This is a genomic window from Lutimaribacter pacificus (genome assembly GCF_900142185.1).
Taxonomy (GTDB): domain Bacteria; phylum Pseudomonadota; class Alphaproteobacteria; order Rhodobacterales; family Rhodobacteraceae; genus Lutimaribacter; species Lutimaribacter pacificus.
Window position 1 is genome coordinate 351,929 of the sequence record NZ_FQZZ01000003.1, and the last position, 18,004, is coordinate 369,932.

General features: G+C 67.4%; 19 protein-coding genes. 7 read left to right on the forward strand and 12 right to left on the reverse strand.

Going from position 1 to position 18,004, the window contains the following annotated elements:
* Positions 1-84 precede the first annotated feature (84 nt).
* The 4 genes from choX to choV all read left to right on the forward strand — a co-directional run bounded on the left by choX (position 85) and on the right by choV (position 3,578).
* Entirely contained in the window at positions 85-1,011 is a 927-nt protein-coding gene (gene choX, locus F3H87_RS10565) for a choline ABC transporter substrate-binding protein (RefSeq protein ID WP_149788778.1), read from the forward strand.
* Positions 1,012-1,101: 90 nt separating this feature from the next.
* Positions 1,102-1,719, forward strand: a complete 618-nt coding sequence (locus F3H87_RS10570; protein ID WP_149788777.1) for a LysE family translocator — start codon at positions 1,102-1,104, stop codon at positions 1,717-1,719.
* 3 nt (positions 1,720-1,722) lie between these two features.
* Positions 1,723-2,556, forward strand: coding sequence for a choline ABC transporter permease subunit (gene choW / locus F3H87_RS10575; protein WP_149788776.1), 834 nt, complete (start codon positions 1,723-1,725; stop codon positions 2,554-2,556).
* Positions 2,553-3,578, forward strand: a complete 1,026-nt coding sequence (gene choV / locus F3H87_RS10580) for a choline ABC transporter ATP-binding protein (RefSeq protein WP_149788775.1) — start codon at positions 2,553-2,555, stop codon at positions 3,576-3,578. The genes choW and choV overlap by 4 nt, the downstream gene beginning before the upstream one ends.
* Before the next feature lie 18 nt (positions 3,579-3,596).
* On the opposite strand, the gene F3H87_RS10585 is transcribed toward choV, so the two are convergent.
* Positions 3,597-4,505 (reverse strand): DMT family transporter, encoded by a 909-nt coding sequence (locus tag F3H87_RS10585; protein ID WP_149788774.1) that lies wholly within the window; start codon positions 4,503-4,505, stop codon positions 3,597-3,599.
* A gap of 43 nt (positions 4,506-4,548) precedes the next feature.
* Positions 4,549-5,145 carry a LysE/ArgO family amino acid transporter gene (locus tag F3H87_RS10590; RefSeq protein WP_149788773.1) on the reverse strand — a complete coding sequence of 199 codons (597 nt, stop codon included), beginning with the start codon at positions 5,143-5,145 and terminating at the stop codon, positions 4,549-4,551.
* Between the two features lie 140 nt (positions 5,146-5,285).
* On the opposite strand from F3H87_RS10590, the gene F3H87_RS10595 reads away from it, so the two are divergent.
* Positions 5,286-5,537 (forward strand): hypothetical protein, encoded by a 252-nt coding sequence (locus F3H87_RS10595; RefSeq protein WP_149788772.1) that lies wholly within the window; start codon positions 5,286-5,288, stop codon positions 5,535-5,537.
* A 51-nt stretch (positions 5,538-5,588) separates the two neighbouring features.
* Here the strand turns inward: F3H87_RS10595 and F3H87_RS10600 are convergent, their stop codons facing one another.
* Positions 5,589-6,329, reverse strand: a complete 741-nt coding sequence (locus F3H87_RS10600; protein ID WP_149788771.1) for a YebC/PmpR family DNA-binding transcriptional regulator — start codon at positions 6,327-6,329, stop codon at positions 5,589-5,591.
* A 156-nt stretch (positions 6,330-6,485) separates the two neighbouring features.
* Here F3H87_RS10600 and F3H87_RS10605 point away from each other — a divergent pair, with 156 nt between their 5' ends.
* Positions 6,486-8,258, forward strand: coding sequence for an SLC13 family permease (locus F3H87_RS10605; protein ID WP_149788974.1), 1,773 nt, complete (start codon positions 6,486-6,488; stop codon positions 8,256-8,258).
* A gap of 113 nt (positions 8,259-8,371) precedes the next feature.
* Here F3H87_RS10605 and F3H87_RS10610 read toward each other — a convergent pair whose 3' ends face one another.
* The 6 genes from F3H87_RS10610 to fabA all read right to left on the reverse strand — a co-directional run bounded on the left by F3H87_RS10610 (position 8,372) and on the right by fabA (position 14,246).
* A complete protein-coding gene (locus F3H87_RS10610) occupies positions 8,372-10,150 on the reverse strand; it encodes an SLC13 family permease (protein ID WP_149788770.1) in 1,779 nt (592 codons plus the stop codon).
* A gap of 115 nt (positions 10,151-10,265) precedes the next feature.
* On the reverse strand, positions 10,266-11,078 hold the full coding sequence (locus tag F3H87_RS10615) for a TIGR00282 family metallophosphoesterase (RefSeq protein WP_149788769.1): 813 nt from the start codon (positions 11,076-11,078) through the stop codon (positions 10,266-10,268).
* 137 nt (positions 11,079-11,215) lie between these two features.
* Positions 11,216-12,007 (reverse strand): enoyl-ACP reductase FabI, encoded by a 792-nt coding sequence (locus tag F3H87_RS10620; RefSeq protein ID WP_149788768.1) that lies wholly within the window; start codon positions 12,005-12,007, stop codon positions 11,216-11,218.
* Between the two features lie 7 nt (positions 12,008-12,014).
* Complete coding sequence (gene fabB / locus F3H87_RS10625) at positions 12,015-13,244, reverse strand: beta-ketoacyl-ACP synthase I (protein ID WP_149788767.1); 1,230 nt, start codon at positions 13,242-13,244, stop codon at positions 12,015-12,017.
* Between the two features lie 146 nt (positions 13,245-13,390).
* The gene (locus tag F3H87_RS10630) at positions 13,391-13,729 is read right to left on the reverse strand and encodes a zinc ribbon domain-containing protein YjdM (RefSeq protein ID WP_149788766.1); all 339 of its coding nucleotides are present in this window, start codon (positions 13,727-13,729) and stop codon (positions 13,391-13,393) included.
* A 7-nt stretch (positions 13,730-13,736) separates the two neighbouring features.
* Positions 13,737-14,246 (reverse strand): bifunctional 3-hydroxydecanoyl-ACP dehydratase/trans-2-decenoyl-ACP isomerase, encoded by a 510-nt coding sequence (gene fabA / locus F3H87_RS10635; protein ID WP_149788765.1) that lies wholly within the window; start codon positions 14,244-14,246, stop codon positions 13,737-13,739.
* Between the two features lie 178 nt (positions 14,247-14,424).
* On the opposite strand from fabA, the gene irrA reads away from it, so the two are divergent.
* A complete protein-coding gene (gene irrA, locus F3H87_RS10640; protein ID WP_149788764.1) occupies positions 14,425-14,847 on the forward strand; it encodes an iron response transcriptional regulator IrrA in 423 nt (140 codons plus the stop codon).
* 499 nt (positions 14,848-15,346) lie between these two features.
* Here the strand turns inward: irrA and F3H87_RS10645 are convergent, their stop codons facing one another.
* Genes F3H87_RS10645 through F3H87_RS10655 form a run of 3 tightly spaced genes read right to left on the reverse strand, consistent with a single transcriptional unit; the run spans position 15,347 to position 17,831 of the window.
* A complete protein-coding gene (locus F3H87_RS10645) occupies positions 15,347-16,324 on the reverse strand; it encodes a threonine ammonia-lyase (RefSeq protein WP_149788763.1) in 978 nt (325 codons plus the stop codon).
* Complete coding sequence (locus F3H87_RS10650) at positions 16,321-17,145, reverse strand: alpha/beta fold hydrolase (RefSeq protein ID WP_149788762.1); 825 nt, start codon at positions 17,143-17,145, stop codon at positions 16,321-16,323. The genes F3H87_RS10645 and F3H87_RS10650 overlap by 4 nt, the downstream gene beginning before the upstream one ends.
* A complete protein-coding gene (locus tag F3H87_RS10655) occupies positions 17,145-17,831 on the reverse strand; it encodes a haloacid dehalogenase type II (RefSeq protein WP_149788761.1) in 687 nt (228 codons plus the stop codon). The genes F3H87_RS10650 and F3H87_RS10655 overlap by 1 nt, the downstream gene beginning before the upstream one ends.
* Positions 17,832-18,004: the final 173 nt, after the last annotated feature.

An 18,004-nucleotide genomic window follows, 5' to 3' on the forward strand; every position in this document is an offset into this window, starting at 1 on the left:
GACCCCCAGGTTGACCTCGAATGACCTAATTGGTTTTTTATTGATGCGTCAATCAATAAAAGCCGCACAACAGGGAGATCCCTCATGAGCCTGAAACACACGCTGTCCGCCCTTGCCCTGATGGCCGCCGCGCCCGCGGCGCTGGCCGATTGCGGCACGGTGCGATTCTCGGATGTGGGCTGGACCGACATCACCGCCACCACCGCCGCCGCCACCACCGTGCTCGGGGCGCTGGGATACGAGACGGATGTCAAGGTGCTGTCGGTGCCGGTCACCTATACCTCGATGGCCGCCGGCGATATCGACGTTTTCCTGGGCAACTGGATGCCCACGATGGAGGCCGACATCGCCCCCTACCGCGAGGCCGGCACCGTCGACACCGTGCGCGCCAACCTTGAGGGCGCGAAATACACGCTGGCCACCAATGCCAGCGGCGCCGAACTGGGCATCCGCGATTTCGCCGACATCGCCGCGCAGGCCGGGGCGCTGGACGAAACCATCTACGGGATCGAGCCGGGCAATGACGGCAACCGCCTGATCATGGACATGATCGCCGCCGATGCCTTTGGCCTGTCGGGGTTCGAGGTCAAGGAAAGCAGCGAACAGGGGATGCTGGCGCAGGTCGGCCGCGCCGACAGCCGGGGCGAGCCTGTGGTGTTCCTTGCCTGGGAACCGCACCCGATGAACGCGAAATACGACCTGACCTACCTGACCGGCGGCGATGACTGGTTCGGCCCCGACCTGGGCGGCGCGACGGTCTATACCAACACCCGCGCGGGCTATGTCGCGGAATGCCCGAACGTGGGCAAGCTGTTGCAGAACATGGAGTTTTCGCTGGCAATGGAGAACGAGATCATGGGCGCGATCCTGAACGACGGCGAAGACCCCGAGGATGCCGCCGCCGCATGGCTCAAGGCCAATCCCGGCGTGCTCGACGGCTGGCTGGACGGCGTGACCACGCAGGATGGCGGCGACGCGATGGCGGCGGTGACATCCGCCCTCGGCCTGTAAGATGCGCCCGGCGGGGCGTGCCCCCGGTGCCGCCCCGCCGCCTTCCCCCTTCACCCGCCGCACCCTGCGCCAACCAGCACGGACCCCCTCATGACGCCCGGTTTCCTCGCCCTGTTCCTGCCCGCCTGTTTCGCCCTGAACGCGGCGCCCGGGCCAAACAACCTGCTGGCCTTCGCCAACGCCTCGCGCCTGGGGTTCTGGCCGGCGCTTCTGGGCGGCATGGGGCGGCTGCCCGCCTTCACCGCGATGATCGCGCTGGTCGCGCTTGGGCTGGGCGCGCTGCTGGCGGCGTCGGAAACCGCCTTCACGGCGGTGAAATACGCCGGGGCGGCCTATCTGGTCTATGTCGGCTGGAAGCTCTGGCGCGCACCCGCCCCCGCGGGCGCCGGCGACACCGGGCACGAGGCCCGGCCGTTCGCACTGGCGCGGCGTGATTTCCTGATCGCCATCGGCAATCCCAAGGCCATCGCCATCTTCACCGCCTTCTTCCCGCAATTCGTCGATTTCACCCAGCCCGTCGGCGCGCAGTTCCTTGTGCTGGGCGCGCTGTTCCTGGCGCTGGAGCTGGGGGCGGTGGCGCTTTACGCGGGGATGGGGCGGCTGACCGGCGGGTTCCTCACGCCGCTGCGGCTGCACCGGCTGAACCGGGGCGTGGGCGGCTTCCTGATCTTTTCGGGGCTGGCCATGGCGCTGGACCGGGGACGCTGAGCGATGGACTGGCTGACCGACAACAAGATCCCCGTCGGCGACTGGGCCGAGGACGGGTTCGACTGGCTGCAACGCAATTTCGCGCTGGTGTTCGACGGGCTGTCGGACGCGCTGGAAACCCTGATCGACGCGATCCTGTGGGTGCTGCAGACGCCGCACCCGCTGATCGTGATCGGGGCCTTCGCCGTGCTGGCCTTTGGCCTGCAACGCCGCTGGCAGGCGCCCGCGCTGATCGTGGCGGGGTTTCTCTTCATCCTCAACCAGGGGTATTGGGAGGAAACCACCGAAAGCCTGACGCTGGTGCTGTCGGCCTGCGTGGTCTGCATGGGGCTGGGCGTGCCCGTCGGCATCGCCGCGGCCCACCGCCCGCGCCTTTACGCCGCGATGCGGCCCGTGCTGGACCTGATGCAGACATTGCCCGCCTTCGTCTATCTCATTCCCGCGATCGTGTTTTTCGGCATCGGCATGGTGCCGGGGCTGATCGCCACGGTGATCTTCGTGCTGCCCGCGCCGATTCGCCTGACCCATCTGGGCATCACCGCCACGCCCCAGCCGCTGCTCGAAGCGGCGCAAGCCTTCGGCGCCACCCCGCGCCAGACGCTGTGGAAGGTCGAACTGCCCTACGCGCTGCCGCAGATCATGGCGGGGCTGAACCAGACGATCATGCTGTCGCTGTCGATGGTGGTGATCGCGGCGCTGGTGGGGGCCGACGGGCTGGGCGTGCCGGTGGTGCGCGCGCTGAACCAGGTGAATACCGGGCTGGGCTTTGAATCCGGCTTTGTCATCGTGGTGCTGGCGATCCTGCTGGACCGGCTGCTGAGGGTGAACCGGAAATGAGCGCGGTCAGCTTCCACAATGTCTCGATCGTGTTCGGCGACCGGCCGGACAGCGCCCTGCCGCTGATGGACCAGGGCAAATCCCGCGAAGAGGTGCAGCGCGACACCGGGCAGGTGCTGGGCGTGCACGATTGCAGCCTCGAGGTGGCCGAGGGCGAAATCCTCGTGCTCATGGGCCTGTCGGGCTCGGGCAAATCCACGCTGTTGCGCGCGGTCAACGCGCTGAACCCGGTGGTGCGCGGCCATGTCGAACTTGCCACCCCCGAGGGGCGTGTGAACGTCACCCGCGCCGATGCCGCCACCCTGCGCCGGCTGCGGCAGAAAACCGTGGCGATGGTGTTCCAGCAATTCGGCCTGCTGCCCTGGCGCAGCGTGCGCGAGAACGTCTGGCTGGGGCTGGAACTGGCCGGGATGGCGAAACCCGACCGCAGCGCGCGCACCGACGAGGAGCTGGCGCTGGTCGGCCTGTCCGACTGGGCCGACCGCAAGGTGGCCGAGCTGTCGGGCGGGATGCAGCAGCGCGTCGGCCTTGCCCGCGCATTCGCCACCCGCGCCCCTGTCCTGCTGATGGACGAGCCGTTTTCGGCGCTCGACCCGCTGATCCGCACCCGGCTGCAGGACGAGCTGCTGGAGCTGCAGGAAAAACGCAAGCGCACGATCATCTTCGTCAGTCACGACCTGGACGAGGCGTTCAAGATCGGCAACCGCATCGCCATCATGGAGGGCGGGCGGATCGTGCAATGCGGCACCCCGCAACAGATCTTCACCGATCCCGCCACCGATTACGTGGCCGATTTCGTGGCCCATATGAACCCGCTGGGCGTGCTTTGCGCGCGCGACCTGATGGAGCCCGCGACCGGCACCCCCACAGGCACCCTGCCCGAGGACGCCACGATCCAGCAGGTGATGGCGGCGGCGCGCGATGCCGATGCGCCGCTGGGCGTCACCCGCGACGGCGCGGTGGTGGGCCAGATCACCCGCGCGCGGATATTCCAGAAACTGCTGGACCCGCGCAGCCCCTGACCCGGCTGCCCGCCCCGCTCAGACCTTGGTGGCGGGCGCGGCGGGCGTCACCGCGCGGCGTTTCAGCACCGCCTCGCGCCAGGTGATGAAACTGACCGAGGCAAGGATCACCAGCCCGCCGAAGATCACCCACGGGTCCACCGCCTCGTCGAAGAACAGCACGCCCACCAGCACCGCCCAGACCAGTTGCAGGAAGGTGACGGGCTGCGTCACCGTCAGCGGCGCGCAGCGAAAGGCCAGCGTCATTGTGTAATGCCCCGCCGTCGCCAGGCAGGCCACGCCGAACAGCACCACGATGGCGTGCATATCGGGCGTCACCCAGACGCTGGCCGCCATCGGCGCCAGCCCCACCGTCACCCACAGCGACATCATCCCCACCACGACGATGGCATTCACCTCGTCCGTCAGCACCTTGGCCAGAAGGTAGGAGGCCCCGAACACCACCGCCGCCACCAGCATCGCCATATGGCCCGGTCCCACCTCGCGGAAGCCGGGGCGCAGGATGATCACCGCGCCCACCAGCGCCACGATCACCGCCATCACGCGCCGCGCCGCCAGCCGCTCGCCCAGAAACAGCGCCGCACCGATCGTGACATAGATCGGCGCCAGGTAATTCATCGCCGTGACATCGGCGATGGGAATGCGCGCCATGGCAAAGAACCACAGCACCACCCCCACCGAATGCGCCAGCCCGCGCACCGCGAACAGCCCCCATTGCCGCCGCGTCAGCCGCGTGTTGAGGATCGGCCGGATCATCGGAATGAAGAATACCAGCCCCAGCGCATAGCGGATAAAGGCCGCCTGCGGCGAGGGGATATCGGTGCCGAGATACTTGACCAGTGCCGTCACGCCGACGAACAGCACGCCGGTCACCAGCATCCAGAACACGCCCAGGACCGGGCGCTGCGTCGGGGGAGATATACTCATGCCGGCATTGAACACATGTTAACGGGTTAACCGCAAGGGGGGCTCAGCCCCCGAGCGCCAGTTTTGCCGCGATCCCCCACATCACCGCCCCCACCAGCAGGTCGAGAAGGCGCCACGCCACCGGCCGCGCGAAAAGCGGCGCCAGCAGCCGCGCGCCATAGCCCAGCGAAAAGAAGAACACGAAGCTGGCCGTCATCGCCCCCAGCGCGAAACCCAGCCTGTCGTCATACTGGGCCGAGACCGCGCCCAGCAGGACCACCGTGTCCAGATAGACATGCGGGTTCAGCCAAGTCAGCGCCAGGCAGGTCAGAAGCGCCGCGCGCAGGCTGCCCGCCGCCTGCCCGGCCTCCATCGTCTCGCCGCCGCGCCACGCGGCCAGAAAGGCCCGCCCGCCATAGACGAACAGGAACGCCGCCCCGCCATAGCGCATCACCGGCTCCAGCCAGGGCACCGCCCTTGCCAGCGCGCCGAACCCGGCAACCCCCGCCGCGATCAGCAACGCATCCGACAGCGCGCAGGTCAGCACGATGGGAAACACATGTTCCCGCCGCAGCCCCTGCCGCAGCACAAATGCGTTCTGCGCGCCGATCGCAAGGATCAGGGAAAATCCAAGGGAAAACCCCGCCAGTACCGCAACCATCGTCCTGCCCCTCCTGCACAATGCGTGCGATAGCCCGCGGCGCAGCGGCGTGCAATGCTCGCATTTCGCCCCGCCAGCCACGCCGCAGCGCCCTTGCGTTCAGCCCGGAGGATAACGTGCAGATCGGGCAGAAAAGGTCAATGAACAGCACATATTCTGTGGATAAGCGCAAGGGTACGGTCCGGTTTTCGCAAGCCTATCGCACCGTCGATAAGCCGGACGCCGGAGACGGATCGCCCCAACGGGTTGCGCAGGCATTAAGATATGGTGGCAGCTTTATGCTTCAGACGGCTGATTTTCATCGGTTTTCATCCCACCCTGCCTTTGCCGGGGATTCCGCGCCGAATTTACACAAAACGGCCGCATCGCCGATCATCGCAGACCAGACATGAAAAAGGCGCCGCATGTTGCGGCGCCCCAACGGTTTTTCCTTATTCCGGCAGTCAAAGCTGCGCCATCACCTCGTCCGAGGCTTCGAAATTGGTGGTGACGCGCTGCACGTCGTCGTCATCTTCCAGCGCCTCGATCAGCTTCATCAGCTTCTGCATCCCGTCGAGGTCCAGTTCCGTCGTGGTGGTGGGCCGCCACACCAGCTTGGTGCTTTCGCTTTCGCCCAGTTCCGCCTCAAGCGCGGTGGCCACGTCGTTCAGGTCGGTATCGGCGCACCAGATCACGTGGCCATCCTCACTGCTTTCCACGTCCTCGGCCCCGGCCTCGATCGCGGCCATCATGACGGTGTCGCCATCGCCCGCATCGGCGGGATAGACGACCTCGCCCTTGCGTTCGAACATGAAACCGACGCTGCCCGTCTCGCCCAGGTTGCCGCCGTTCTTGGAAAAGGTCGAGCGCACGTTCGACGCGGTGCGGTTGCGGTTGTCGGTCATCGCCTCGACGATCACCGCGACACCGCTGGGGCCATAGCCCTCATAGCGGATTTCCTCGTATTCATCGCCCTCGCCGCCGACGGCCTTCTTGATGGCGCGCTCGATATTGTCCTTGGGCATGGATTGCGACTTGGCCTCTTTCACCGCAAGGCGCAGGCGCGGGTTCTTGTCGGGGTCCGGGTCGCCCATCTTGGCCGCGATGGTGATTTCCTTCGACAGCTTGGAAAACAGCTTGGCCCGCACGGCGTCCTGACGCCCCTTGCGATGCTGGATGTTTGCCCATTTTGAATGGCCGGCCATTATGCACTCCCCGCGGAAAAACTTGCGCACGTGTCTATAGGCGAAACGCCGGGGCAGGTTCAATCCCCCTGCATGGCCCTTCCTGTCACCCGGCCGGGGGGCGGGCCGGCCTGCCCCCCCCGTGACCTGCCCGCGCAAAGCGTCTAAACCTTGGCCATGACCCAGGACCAGATCATATTATTCACGCTTTTCGCCGGCGTTTTCGCCATGCTGCTGTGGGGGCGCTACCGCTATGACATCGTTGCCTTTTCCGCGCTGATGCTCGGCGTCGTCCTGGGGGTGGTGCCGACCGACCAGGCCTTTGCCGGCTTCGGCCATCCCGCCACGCTGGTGGTGGCGCTGGTGCTGGTGGTGTCGACGGGGCTGATGCGCTCGGGCGCGGTGGGGCTGATCACCCGCACGCTGATCGACAGCGGCCGCAGCCTGGGCGGCCATATCGCGCTGATGGGCGGCGTGGCGGGGGTGCTGTCGGCCTTCATGAACAACGTGGCCGCGCTGGCGCTGCTGATGCCGGTCGACATCCAGACCGCGCGCAAGGCCGGGCGCAGCCCCGCGCTGTCGCTGATGCCGCTGTCCTTTGCCACCATCCTGGGCGGCATGGCCACGCTGATCGGCACGCCGCCCAACATCATCATCGCGGCGATCCGGGGCGACAGCCTGGGCGAACCCTTCGCGATGTTCGATTTCGCCCCGGTGGGGGCGCTGACCGCCCTTGTCGGGCTGGTCTTCGTCGCCACGATCGGCTGGCGGCTGATCCCGCAGCGCGACGACGCGATGGCCGAGGTGCGCGATTTCACCGCCTATATCGCCGAACTGACGGTGCCCGAGGGGTCCGACCTGATCGGTCGCCGCGTGGCCGAGGCGATCCCCGACGCCGACGAGGCCGATGTCGCCATCATCGGGCTGGTGCGCAGCGGCAAGCGGCTTTACGGCAGCGCCCACAACACCGAGATCCGCGAAGGCGACGCGCTGGTTCTCGAAGCCTCGCCCGAGGCGCTGGACGAGTTCCGCAGCACGCTGGGCCTGGCCTTTTCCGACGAAACCCGCGCCGGCCACCTGAAGGCCGAGGGCGAAGGGCTGGCTCTGCTGGAACTCGTGGTGCCCGCCGATTCCCGCATCGTCGGCAAGACGGCGCAATCCGTCGGGCTGGCCTGGCGGCAGCGCGCGGTCCTGCTGGGTATTTCACGGCAGGGCCGACGCATCTCCAGGCAGGTGCGCAAGACCCAGGTCAAGCAGGGCGATATCCTGCTGGTGCTGGCCCCGCGCGACCGCGCGCCGGACATCGCCGACTGGCTGGGCTGCCTGCCGCTGGCCGATCGCGGCTTTGCCCTGACCGACAACAGCAAGACCTGGACCGCCATCGGGCTGTTCGCGGCGGCGGTGGCGCTGGCGAGTTTCGGCTTGCTCTACCTGCCGATCGCGCTGGGGATCGTGGTAGTGTTCTATGCGTTGCTCAGGATCGTGCCCCTGCACGAGCTTTACGACAGCATCGAGTGGCCGGTGATCGTGCTGCTGGGCTCGATGATCCCGCTGGGCGCCGCGCTGGAACAGGCCGGCGGCACCGCACTGATCGCGGGCGGGCTGGTCGGGCTGACCGCGGGCTGGCCGGCCTGGGCGATCCTGACCGTGCTGATGGTCGTCACCATGACCCTGTCGGACGTGCTGAACAACACCGCCACGGCCATCGTCGCCGCCCCCGTGGGCATCCAGATGGCGCAATCGCTGGGCGTGTCGCCCGACCCGTTCCTGATGGCGGTGGCCATCGCCGCCTCATCTGCCTTCCTGACGCCCATCGGGCACAAGAACAACACGCTGGTGCTGGGCCCCGGCGGCTACCGCTTCGGCGATTACTGGCGGATGGGCCTGCCGCTCGAGGTGCTGGTGATCGCGGTATCGGTGCCGCTGATCCTGCTGTTCTGGCCGTTGTGAAACGACGCGCCCGTCTGGTAGAGCTTTGACCGAATGACAGCCCCACCCCGCACTTCCCCGAACCGCGTACCCGCCCCGGGGCATGACCGCTCTCCCAAGGCCCGCGCCCCTTTTCAGAACGGAAAGAAGAACGGGATCAGCGCCGAGGCCAGCAGACCCACGCTCAGGTTCAGGGGCAGGCCCACGCGCATGAAATCGGTGAACTTGTAGCCCCCCGGCCCGTAGACCAGCATGTTGGTCTGATACCCGATGGGCGTGGCAAAGGCGCAGCTTGCCGCGATCATCACCGCCACCACCAGCGGGCGCGGGTCCAGCCCCATCGCCTGCGCCAGCCCGATGGCGATGGGCGTGACCACGACCGCCACGGCGTTGTTGCTGACCATCTCGGTCAGGATGCCGGTCAGCAGGTAGATCGCCCAGACGATAAGGAACGGCGGCAGGGCGGAAAGCCCGGGCGCGATCCCGTCGACGATCAGCGCCACCGCGCCGGTATGCTCCAGCGCCGCCCCGATCGCCAGCATGGCGAAGATCAGCGCCAGCAGCCGGCCGTCGACAAAGGAAAACGCCTCGTCCGCGTCGATGCAGCCGGTCAGCAGCACGAAGGCCACCGCGATCACCGCCAGCGGCAGGATCGGCGCCACGCCCAGCCCGGCCAGCGCCACCACCCCCACCAGCGCCGCCACGGCCAGCGGCGCATGGCCGCGCCGGAACGCGCGGGCCGAGGGGTGGCTGACATCCACCAGCTCCATCTCGGCCGCCAGCCGCCTGATATCCTCGGGCGCACCCTCCAGCAGCAGCGTGTCGCCGACGCGCACCACCAGCTCGTCCAGTTGCCGGCCGATATTCTGGTTCCGCCGGTGCACCGCCAGCGGATAGACCCCGAACCGCCGCCGCAGCCGCAGCGACCCCAGCCGCCGGCCCACCATCCTGCAGCCCGGCGTGATCAGCACCTCGACCGTGCTGGTTTCCACCGCGCTCACCTGGTCCACGCGCTTGAGGCTCTTGTTGCGCTGCAGGCTCAGCAATTCGGTCATCTGGGTGCGCAGAACGACGCGGTCGCCCACCTGCAGCGTCACCCCCTGCAGATCGCGCCGCAGCGACTGGTCGCCGCGCACCACGTCGATCAGCCGCACGCCCTCGCGCTTGAACAGCTGCACGCCCGTCACCTCGCGCCCGATCAGGTTCGACTCGGGCGGGATCACCGCCTCGGTAAAGAACTTCATCCGCGACCGGTCCGACAGCATCGTCGCCATGCTGTGACGTTCCGGCAGCAGCAGCGGGCCGAATATCGCCAGGTAGATCATGCCCCAGATCACCAGGATAATGGCCAGCGGCGTCACCTCGAAGATCGAGAACGCCTCCATCCCGCTGGCCCGCGCCACCCCGTCGACCAGCAGGTTGGTGGACGTGCCGATCAGCGTCAGCGTGCCGCCGAGGATCGCCGCATAGCTGAGCGGGATCAGGATCTTCGACGCCGATTGCCCCAGCGTGCGCGCAAGCTGCACGAAGACCGGGATCATCACCACCACCACCGGCGTGTTGTTCATGATGGCCGAGGCCACGACGACAAAGCCCATCAGCATGGCGATGGCCAGCCTGGGGCGGTTCTGCGCCCGCCGGTCGGCCATGGCGGTGAACGCATCCAGCGCCCCGGTGCGCACCAGCGCCCCCATGACGATGAACATGCTTGCGATGGTCCAGGGCGCGGGGTTCGACAGCACGCCCAGCGCCTTGTCGTAGGGCACCAGCCCCAGGATCAGCATCAGCGCCGCGCCGCCGATGGCCACCACCTCGGTCGGGTACCATTCCTTGACGAACAGAACGAACATCCCCACCACGACCGCAAGCGTCAGAACCGCCTGTCCCGGCTGGGAAAACTGTATGATGTCCATTCGCGTGTCCCGCTCCGCCCGCGCTCAGTCCGCGCCAGTTTCGCCGATGCCCGGCAGCGGAACAAGGGTCGGCAGACCATGCGACAATGCGCAGCGGCGGGTCAGGCCCGCCATGTCACGGCCCCGCCTGCGGCAGGTGTCCGCCCTGGCGCACCATCTCGATCCGCGTGGCGCGGCCGGTGCGGTCGTCGGTTTCGATATAGACGCCCGACAGCGTCGCCTCGCCCGGCGCCGGGGTGAACCGCCCCTTTGCCATGCCGGTGACGAAACGGCGCATCGGCTCGTCCTTTTCCATCCCGATGACCGAGTTGTAGTCGCCGCACATCCCCGCATCCGACAACAGCGCCGTGCCGCCCGGCAGGACCTGCGCGTCCGCCGTGGGCACATGGGTATGGGTGCCCACCACAAGGCTGGCCCGTCCGTCGCAGAAATGGCCCATGCCCATCTTCTCGCTGGTGGCCTCGCAATGCATGTCGACCACCGCCGCCTGCACCGCACCGCCCAGCGGGTGCGCGCGCAGCACCGCGTCGATGGCCGAGAACGGATCGTCGAAGGCGCGCTTCATGAACACCTGCCCCAGCACCTGCGCCACCAGCACCTTGCGCCCGCGCGCGTCCGAGAACACCCGCGCACCGCGCCCCGGCGCCTGCTTGGCAAAGTTCAGCGGCCGGACGATGCGCGGCTCGGCCTCGATCGCCTGCAGCATCTCCTTCTGGTCGAAGGCGTGATCGCCCAGCGTCACGCAATCCGCGCCCGCCTCGAACAGCAGCCTGGCATGGGCCGCGGTCAGCCCCGCGCCGTTGCTGGCGTTCTCGCCGTTCACGATCACGAAATCCAGCTTCCAGTCGGTGCGCAGCCCCGGCAGCCGTTCGGCCACCGCGTTGCGGCCCGACCGGCCCACGACATCGCCCAGAAACAGTATCTTCATCGTCCCGCCTTACTGCGCCCCGCCATTCGGGCCAGGGGCCCGCCTCTTCATCTTGCCAAAATACTCCCGCCGGAGGCACCCCGAGGCGCGGCACGCGCCGAGACATCATGCGCGCGCCGCAGGCGCGCACCGCTGTCTCACAGGTTTTCCGGCTGCGGCATCCCCAGCACGTGATAGCCGCCATCGACCAGGATGATCTCGCCCGTGGTAAAGGCGCCCGCGTCCGAGGCCAGCCAGACCGCCGTGCCGCCCACCGCCTCGAGCGTCGCGTTCGAGCGCAGCGGCGCGTTCGCCTCGGTATGCTTGTAGGTCTTGCGCGCGCCGCCAATGGCCGCGCCGGCCAGCGTCTTCATCGGGCCGGGGCTGATCGCGTTCACGCGGATGCCGTCGGGGCCCAGATCGTTGGCCAGATAGCGCGTCGTCGCCTCAAGCGCGGCCTTGGCCACCCCCATCACGTTGTAATTCGGCACCACCCGCTGGCTTCCCTGATAGGTCAGCGTCAGCAGCGTGCCGCCATTTTCCTTCATCAGCGGATAGGCCCGGCGCGCCACCTCGATGAAGGAATAGGCCGAGATATCCATCGAGTTCTTGAAATTCGCCCGGCTGGTGTTGATGAACCGGCCCGTCAGTTCCGTCTTGTCGGAATAGGCGATGGCGTGCACCAGGAAATCGATGCTGGGCCAGCGCGCGGCCAGCTCGTCGAAGGCGCGGTCCAGCGTGGCGTCGTCGGTGACGTCGCAATCCACCATGAAATCGCTGCCGACGCTTTCAGCCAATGGCTCCAGCCGCTTGCCGAACGCCTCGCCCTGATAGGTGAATGCCAGTTCCGCCCCCGCCCCGGCCATCGCCTTGGCGATGCCCCACGCGATGGAGCGGTCATTCGCCACCCCCATGATCAGGCCGCGCCGGCCCTCCATCGGTTTCGTCATGCTTACCTCATCCGCGGAATTTCGACAGGATCATCGACCCGTTCGTTCCGCCGAAGCCGAACGAGTTGGTCATAACCGAGTCGAGCCCGGCATTCTCGACCAGCGCCGTTGCGATCTCTTCCGGCTTCAGCGCGGGATCGAGCGTTTCGACATTGATCGAGGGGATGATGAAATCATGCTCCAGCGCCAGCAGGCAATAGATCGCCTCCTGCGCGCCGGTGGCGCCCTGGCTGTGCCCGGTCATCGACTTGGTGGAACTGACCGGCGGCGTGCTGCCATCGCCGAAGACGCGGCGCACCGCCTCGATCTCGCCCACGTCGCCCACCGGGGTCGAGGTGCCATGCGCGTTGATATAGCTGACCTTGCGATCCTCGGGCAGCGATTGCAGCGCCAGCCGCATCGCCCGTTCGCCACCCTCGCCCGAGGGGGCCACCATGTCATGCCCGTCCGAGGTGGCGGCATAGCCCGTGACCTCGGCATAGATCTTCGCGCCGCGCGCGCGGGCGTGCTCCAGCTCCTCCAGCACGACGATGCCGCCGCCGCCGCCGATCACGAACCCGTCGCGGCCCGCGTCGAAGGCGCGGCTGGCCCGGTCGGGCGTGTCGTTGTATTTCGACGACATCGCGCCCATCGCGTCGAACAGGCACGAGAGCGTCCAGTCCAGCTCCTCGCCGCCGCCGGCGAACATCACGTCCTGCTTGCCCATCATGATCTGTTCCGCCGCGTTGCCGATGCAATGCAGGCTGGTCGAGCAGGCCGAGGTGATGGAATAGTTGATGCCCTTGATCTTGTAGGCGGTCGACAGGTTCGCGCTGATCGTCGAGGACATGCATTTCGGCACCGCGAAGGGGCCGATCCGTTTCGGGCTGCCCGAGTTCAGCACCACCTGGTGCGCCGCCAGCATGGCCGAGGTCGACGGCCCGCCCGACCCGGCGACAAGCCCGGTGCGCGGGTTCGAGATATCGCTGTCCTCCAGCCCGGAATCGGCGATCGCCTGGCCCATCGCGATATAGGCATAGGCGGCGCCCGGCCCCATGAAACGCAGCGTGCGCTTGTCCACGTGCTCGGTCACGTCCAGCTTCACGTCCCCCGCGACCTGGCTGCGGAACCCGTGTTCCTTCATCGCCTCGTTGGCGGTGATCCCGGATTTACCGGCCCTGAGCGAGGCCAGAACCTCCTGGGCATTGTTGCCGATGCTGGAAACGATCCCCAGCCCTGTAACGACGACGCGGCGCATATGGCCTCCTTCGGTTTGTCGGGAACTGTGTAAGACAGTGGCCCCCGCAGGTGCAAGCAGGAAGGGGCCCGGCGGCATCCGGCGTCCTGCTTTCGCGCCGGATCGGAAAGCAACGGATCACGAAGGAAAGGCGCTTGCCCGCTGCCCTACTTCGTGACCTTTTTCACGAATTGCGATTTCAGCCCGATCTGCCCCACGCCGGGGATCTTGCAGTCGATATCGTGATCGCCCGCCACCAGCCGGATGTTGCGGACCTTGGTGCCCACCTTGACCGTGGACGAGGTGCCGCCCAGCTTGAGATCCTTGATCACGGTCACGGTGTCGCCATCGGCCAGCGGGTTGCCGACGGCGTCGCGGATCACGTCATCCTCGCCCGCCGCCGCGACGGACCATTCATGGCCGCATTCGGGGCAGACCATCAGCGCGTCCAGTTCATAGGTGAAGGCCGAGCCGCACTCGGGACAGGGGGGCAATTGCATCGTCATCTCCCGATCAGCTTTCGCTGAGCGCCACCTTCATGTCTTTGACCTCATAGATCACCTCGCCATCGGCCTCGACGATGCCGTCGGCCACGCCCATGGTCAGGCGGCGGGTCTGCACGGCCTTGGTGAAATCCACCTTGTAGGTCAGCATCTTGCGGTCGGGACGCACCATGCCTTTCAGCTTGACCTCGCCCACGCCCAGCGCATAGCCGCGCCCCGGCCAGCCGCGCCAGCCCAGGTTGAAGCCGGTCAGCTGCCACAGCCCGTCAAGGCCAAGGCAGCCCGGCATGATCGGGTTGCCGGGAAAATGGCATTCGAAGAACCACAGGTCGGGATGGATGTCGAACTCGGCCACAACATGGCCCTTGCCGTGGGCGCCGCGATCCCCGGAAATGTCGGTGATCCGGTCCATCATCAGCATCGGCGGCTCGGGCAGCTGCGCGTTACCGGGGCCGAAAAGCTCGCCCCGCGCGCATTTCAAAAGGTCGTCCTTGTCGAAACTGCTCGGATAGTTGGCCATGCAGGCACATCCTTCTGTCGTGTCCCAAAACTGCGCCCCCTCTAGCACCCTGCCGCGCCGTGCTGCAAGTGGGCCGGGATGTGGCGTGATGACCATGTCTGCGTGGTTTTGCAGCGTTTTCGTTTGAAATCCCCCCGGTCGAGCCCCTATATTACCGTTCGAGCAAGGGAAATTCCAAATGACGGTGACCAATCAGCATTTCAAACGCGGGACCGACTGGCTGTCGCAGGGGGGCCTGCGCCCGACCCGGCAGCGCGTGGCGCTGGCGGCGCTTCTGGTGGGCGACGGCAACCACCGGCACGTGACCGCGGAAAGCCTTTTCGCCGATGTCCACAAGAGCGGGGAAAAGGTATCCCTGGCAACGGTTTACAATACGTTGCGCGCCTTCTGCGATGCCGGGCTGCTGCACGAGATCACGGTGGACGGGACGAAAAGCTATTTCGATACCAACACCCATGACCACCCGCATTTCTTCTGGGAAGACAGCGGCGCGCTGCAGGATGCGCCGAGCGAGGAGCTGGAGATCAGGCGCCTGCCGCGCGCGCCTGCGGGCGCCGAGGTGGCGGCCGTGGACGTGGTGATCCGGCTGCGCCGGACCTGAGCCCGACCCCGGATTTCAAGGGTTAACCGCGCGGTTTCGGTTCCAAAGCGCGCGGTTCCTGACAAAACCTTACCGAAAATCGCGCGCTTTGCGCCCCTGTCCGCGCGGTTTTGCTGCGCGCGCTGCCGCAGGGATTTGGCAACCCGGTATCATGCTACCCCAATGGACCCGATTGCGGACGACATCGCGCGGTTTTCCCGAGAAACCGCGCGGTCGTTAACCTTTTTGCGAAAAGGGGTGTCGACCGTCCGGGGATTGCCTTACGGGACTCTAAAAACCGGCTGGTGCCTGAGCCGACATTTCCGCGTGAGCGCAACAGAGGGCATCGCACGGCCGCGGTCGGGCGATCCGACGCTCGTGGCATGGCAGTTTATCGTGCAGACACTTCCTACCTCAGACCGTGGCACTTGCGGCAGCCAATCGCCCGGCCGTGCGATGCCCGGGCCGCTGCGCGGCTGTTCCGGGCAGGGTGCATTGCTCGAATGCCGTGGAGCGCCCCCTACGCCCCACCCCGCTCCAGCGCGCGGATGAACATGGCGCGGTCGACATTGCCGCCGGTGGCCACGGCGATCACCGCCTCGCCCGCGACCCGGTCGCCGTGGAAGATCGCCGCCGCCAGCGCCGCGGCGCCGCCCGGTTCGACCACGATCTTGAGGTGCTGCCAGGCAAGCGCCATCGCGCGCAGCACCTCGTCGTCGGTAACGACAAGGCCGGGACCGCACAGCGCCCGCATGATCGGAAAGGTCAGCTGTCCCGGCGCGGGCGTCACGATGGCGTCGCAGATGCTGCCCGAGGGGCGGTCATTGCCCTGGATCGACCCCGCCGCCAGCGAGCGGGCGGTGTCGTCGAACCCTTCCGGCTCACACGGGCGGGCGCGCAGGCCCGGCGCCTCGGCCGCGAGCGCCAGCGCGATGCCCGAGGTCAGCCCGCCACCGCCGCAACAGACCAGCACGTCGGCATCCTCGATCCCCGCCTCGGCGGCCTGTTCGGCGATTTCCAGCCCCACGGTCCCCTGCCCCGCGATCACCTGCGGTTCGTCATAGGGCCGGATCAGCGTCATGCCGCGCTCGACCGTCAGCTTTTCGCCGACCGCTTCGCGGCTTTCGCCGCCCGCGCGGTCATAGAGCACCACCTCGGCGCCGTAGGCGCGGGTGTTGGCGATCTTCATCTCGGGCGCGTCGGCGGGCATGATGATGACGGCGGGCACGCCGTGCATAGCCGCCGCCAGCGCCACGCCCTGCGCGTGGTTGCCGCTGGAATAGGCCAGAACGCCGCGTTCGCGGGTTTTCCCGTCAAGCGCCGAAACGGCGGAGAACCCGCCGCGGAACTTGAAACTGCCGGTGTATTGCAGGCACTCGGCCTTGACATAAAGCTTGCGCCCGACAAGCCGGTCGAGCAGCGGCGCGTTCAGCAGCGGCGTCACCCGTTTCTGCCCGGCCAGCCGCCCGTTGGCGGCGCGGATCATGTCGATATTCATTGCATTCGCGCGATCCACGCCTGCAGGACCTCGAGCGCCGGTTTCTCGTCGAGAAACGGGATATGCGCGCGGTCGGGCACGCGGGCGACGATCAGGTCGGGGTTGCGGCGGGCCATCTCGTCAACGGTGGCGGCGCTGAGGATGTCGGAATTGACCCCGTGGATCACCGCCGCCGGCAGCGGCGCGATGGCGTCGTAGAACGGCCAGAGGTCGGGGGTGCCGGTCGCCCCGGCCTCGATCACCGCGTCGCGCAGTTTCGGATCGTAGTTGATGGTGACGCCCTGCGCGGTCTCGGCATGGGTGTGCGTCACCTCCCTGCGCCAGCGGTCGAGCGGGACGCCGGGAAAGGTGGGCTCCATCGCCTGCTTGCGCGCGGCGGCCATGCTGTCGAAATCGGCAAAGCCCGGATCGCGCCCGAGATAGCCCATGATGACCTCGAGCCCGGCGGGCTCCAGCACCGGGCCGATATCGTTCAGCGCCACGCCCAGCAGCCGGTCATGCGCGGTGGCGGCCAGCGCCATCGCGATGATCCCGCCGCGCGAGGTGCCCAGCACGCCGGCCTTGTCCAGCCCGAGATGGTCGAGCAGCTCCAGCGCGTCGCGCGCCTCGCGCTGGACGGTATAGGTGGTGTAATCGCCCCAGTCCGACTGCCCGCGCCCGCGGTAGTCCAGCCGGATCAGCCGTGCATGGCCCAGGTGCGGGGCGACGAAATCGAAATCGCGCGCGTTGCGGGTCAGCCCAGACAGGCAGAGCACCGGCAGGCCCGAGCCTTCGTCCTCGTAATGGAGCCGCAGCCCGTCGGATGTGGTGAAATCGGACATCAGCCCCTCGCAAGTTCGGGAATGGTGACAAGATCGGGCAGGATGTGATCGGGCCGGCCCGGCAGCCGGTCGACCGGCTCGCCGGCGCGGTCGACCCAGGCGGTGGCAAAGCCATAGGCCGCCGCCGCGCCCGCATCCCAGCCGTTCGACGATACGAACAGCACGTGGGCCTTGGCGACGCCGAAGCGTTGCAGCACAAGGTCATAAACCTGTGGCGCGGGCTTGAATATGCCGACGCTTTCGACCGACAGCACGTCGTCCAGCAGTTCGGACAGCCCCGCCGACTGCACCGCGCCGGCCAGCATGTCGGGGCTGCCGTTGGACAGGATCGCGGTGTTCAGCCCGGCCTGTTTCAGCCGGGCCAGCATCTGCGGCACCTCGGGATAGGCCTGCAGCCGCCAGTAAAGTGCCAGCAGCCTTTCGCGCAGGGCCGCGTCGCCCGCCAGCCCGTGCGCCTCGAGCGCCCAGTCCAGCCCGTCCTGCGTGACCGACCAGAAATCGGTGTGATCGCCGGTGATCGCGCGCAGCCAGCTGTATTGCAGCTGCTTGGCCCGCCAGTCGGCGGCCAGTTGCGGCCAGTGCTCGGCCAGTTTTTCTCCGCCCGGCTCCGCCGCGGCCTGCCGCGCGGCGGCGGACACGTCGAACAACGTGCCGTAAGCGTCGAATATGCATGTGGTAATGGCCATGCTGCCCCTCCTGTCCGCCGGGGCAGACTGGCACGGGGCGCGGGATTGGAAAAGCGGAAATCTCGCAACGCGCGGCCGACCGGTTTGCGCCTGTGTCGTCTTTGGGATAGGATCGCGCCCGAGATCATGAGCACCCGCGCAGACACGCGGCCTCGCAATTCACTCCCGATACA

Excerpts from the sequence above, each read along its gene's own strand:
- choX (WP_149788778.1), top strand. The coding sequence starts at position 85 with ATGAGCCTGAAACACACGCTGTCCGCCCTTGCCCTGATGGCCGCCGCG.
- F3H87_RS10570 (WP_149788777.1), top strand. The coding sequence starts at position 1,102 with ATGACGCCCGGTTTCCTCGCCCTGTTCCTGCCCGCCTGTTTCGCCCTG.
- choW (WP_149788776.1), top strand. The coding sequence starts at position 1,723 with ATGGACTGGCTGACCGACAACAAGATCCCCGTCGGCGACTGGGCCGAG.
- choV (WP_149788775.1), top strand. The coding sequence starts at position 2,553 with ATGAGCGCGGTCAGCTTCCACAATGTCTCGATCGTGTTCGGCGACCGG.
- F3H87_RS10585 (WP_149788774.1), bottom strand. The coding sequence starts at position 4,505 with ATGAGTATATCTCCCCCGACGCAGCGCCCGGTCCTGGGCGTGTTCTGG.
- F3H87_RS10590 (WP_149788773.1), bottom strand. The coding sequence starts at position 5,145 with ATGGTTGCGGTACTGGCGGGGTTTTCCCTTGGATTTTCCCTGATCCTT.
- F3H87_RS10595 (WP_149788772.1), top strand. The coding sequence starts at position 5,286 with ATGAACAGCACATATTCTGTGGATAAGCGCAAGGGTACGGTCCGGTTT.
- F3H87_RS10600 (WP_149788771.1), bottom strand. The coding sequence starts at position 6,329 with ATGGCCGGCCATTCAAAATGGGCAAACATCCAGCATCGCAAGGGGCGT.
- F3H87_RS10605 (WP_149788974.1), top strand. The coding sequence starts at position 6,486 with ATGACCCAGGACCAGATCATATTATTCACGCTTTTCGCCGGCGTTTTC.
- F3H87_RS10610 (WP_149788770.1), bottom strand. The coding sequence starts at position 10,150 with ATGGACATCATACAGTTTTCCCAGCCGGGACAGGCGGTTCTGACGCTT.
- F3H87_RS10615 (WP_149788769.1), bottom strand. The coding sequence starts at position 11,078 with ATGAAGATACTGTTTCTGGGCGATGTCGTGGGCCGGTCGGGCCGCAAC.
- F3H87_RS10620 (WP_149788768.1), bottom strand. The coding sequence starts at position 12,007 with ATGACGAAACCGATGGAGGGCCGGCGCGGCCTGATCATGGGGGTGGCG.
- fabB (WP_149788767.1), bottom strand. The coding sequence starts at position 13,244 with ATGCGCCGCGTCGTCGTTACAGGGCTGGGGATCGTTTCCAGCATCGGC.
- F3H87_RS10630 (WP_149788766.1), bottom strand. The coding sequence starts at position 13,729 with ATGACGATGCAATTGCCCCCCTGTCCCGAGTGCGGCTCGGCCTTCACC.
- fabA (WP_149788765.1), bottom strand. The coding sequence starts at position 14,246 with ATGGCCAACTATCCGAGCAGTTTCGACAAGGACGACCTTTTGAAATGC.
- irrA (WP_149788764.1), top strand. The coding sequence starts at position 14,425 with ATGACGGTGACCAATCAGCATTTCAAACGCGGGACCGACTGGCTGTCG.
- F3H87_RS10645 (WP_149788763.1), bottom strand. The coding sequence starts at position 16,324 with ATGAATATCGACATGATCCGCGCCGCCAACGGGCGGCTGGCCGGGCAG.
- F3H87_RS10650 (WP_149788762.1), bottom strand. The coding sequence starts at position 17,145 with ATGTCCGATTTCACCACATCCGACGGGCTGCGGCTCCATTACGAGGAC.
- F3H87_RS10655 (WP_149788761.1), bottom strand. The coding sequence starts at position 17,831 with ATGGCCATTACCACATGCATATTCGACGCTTACGGCACGTTGTTCGAC.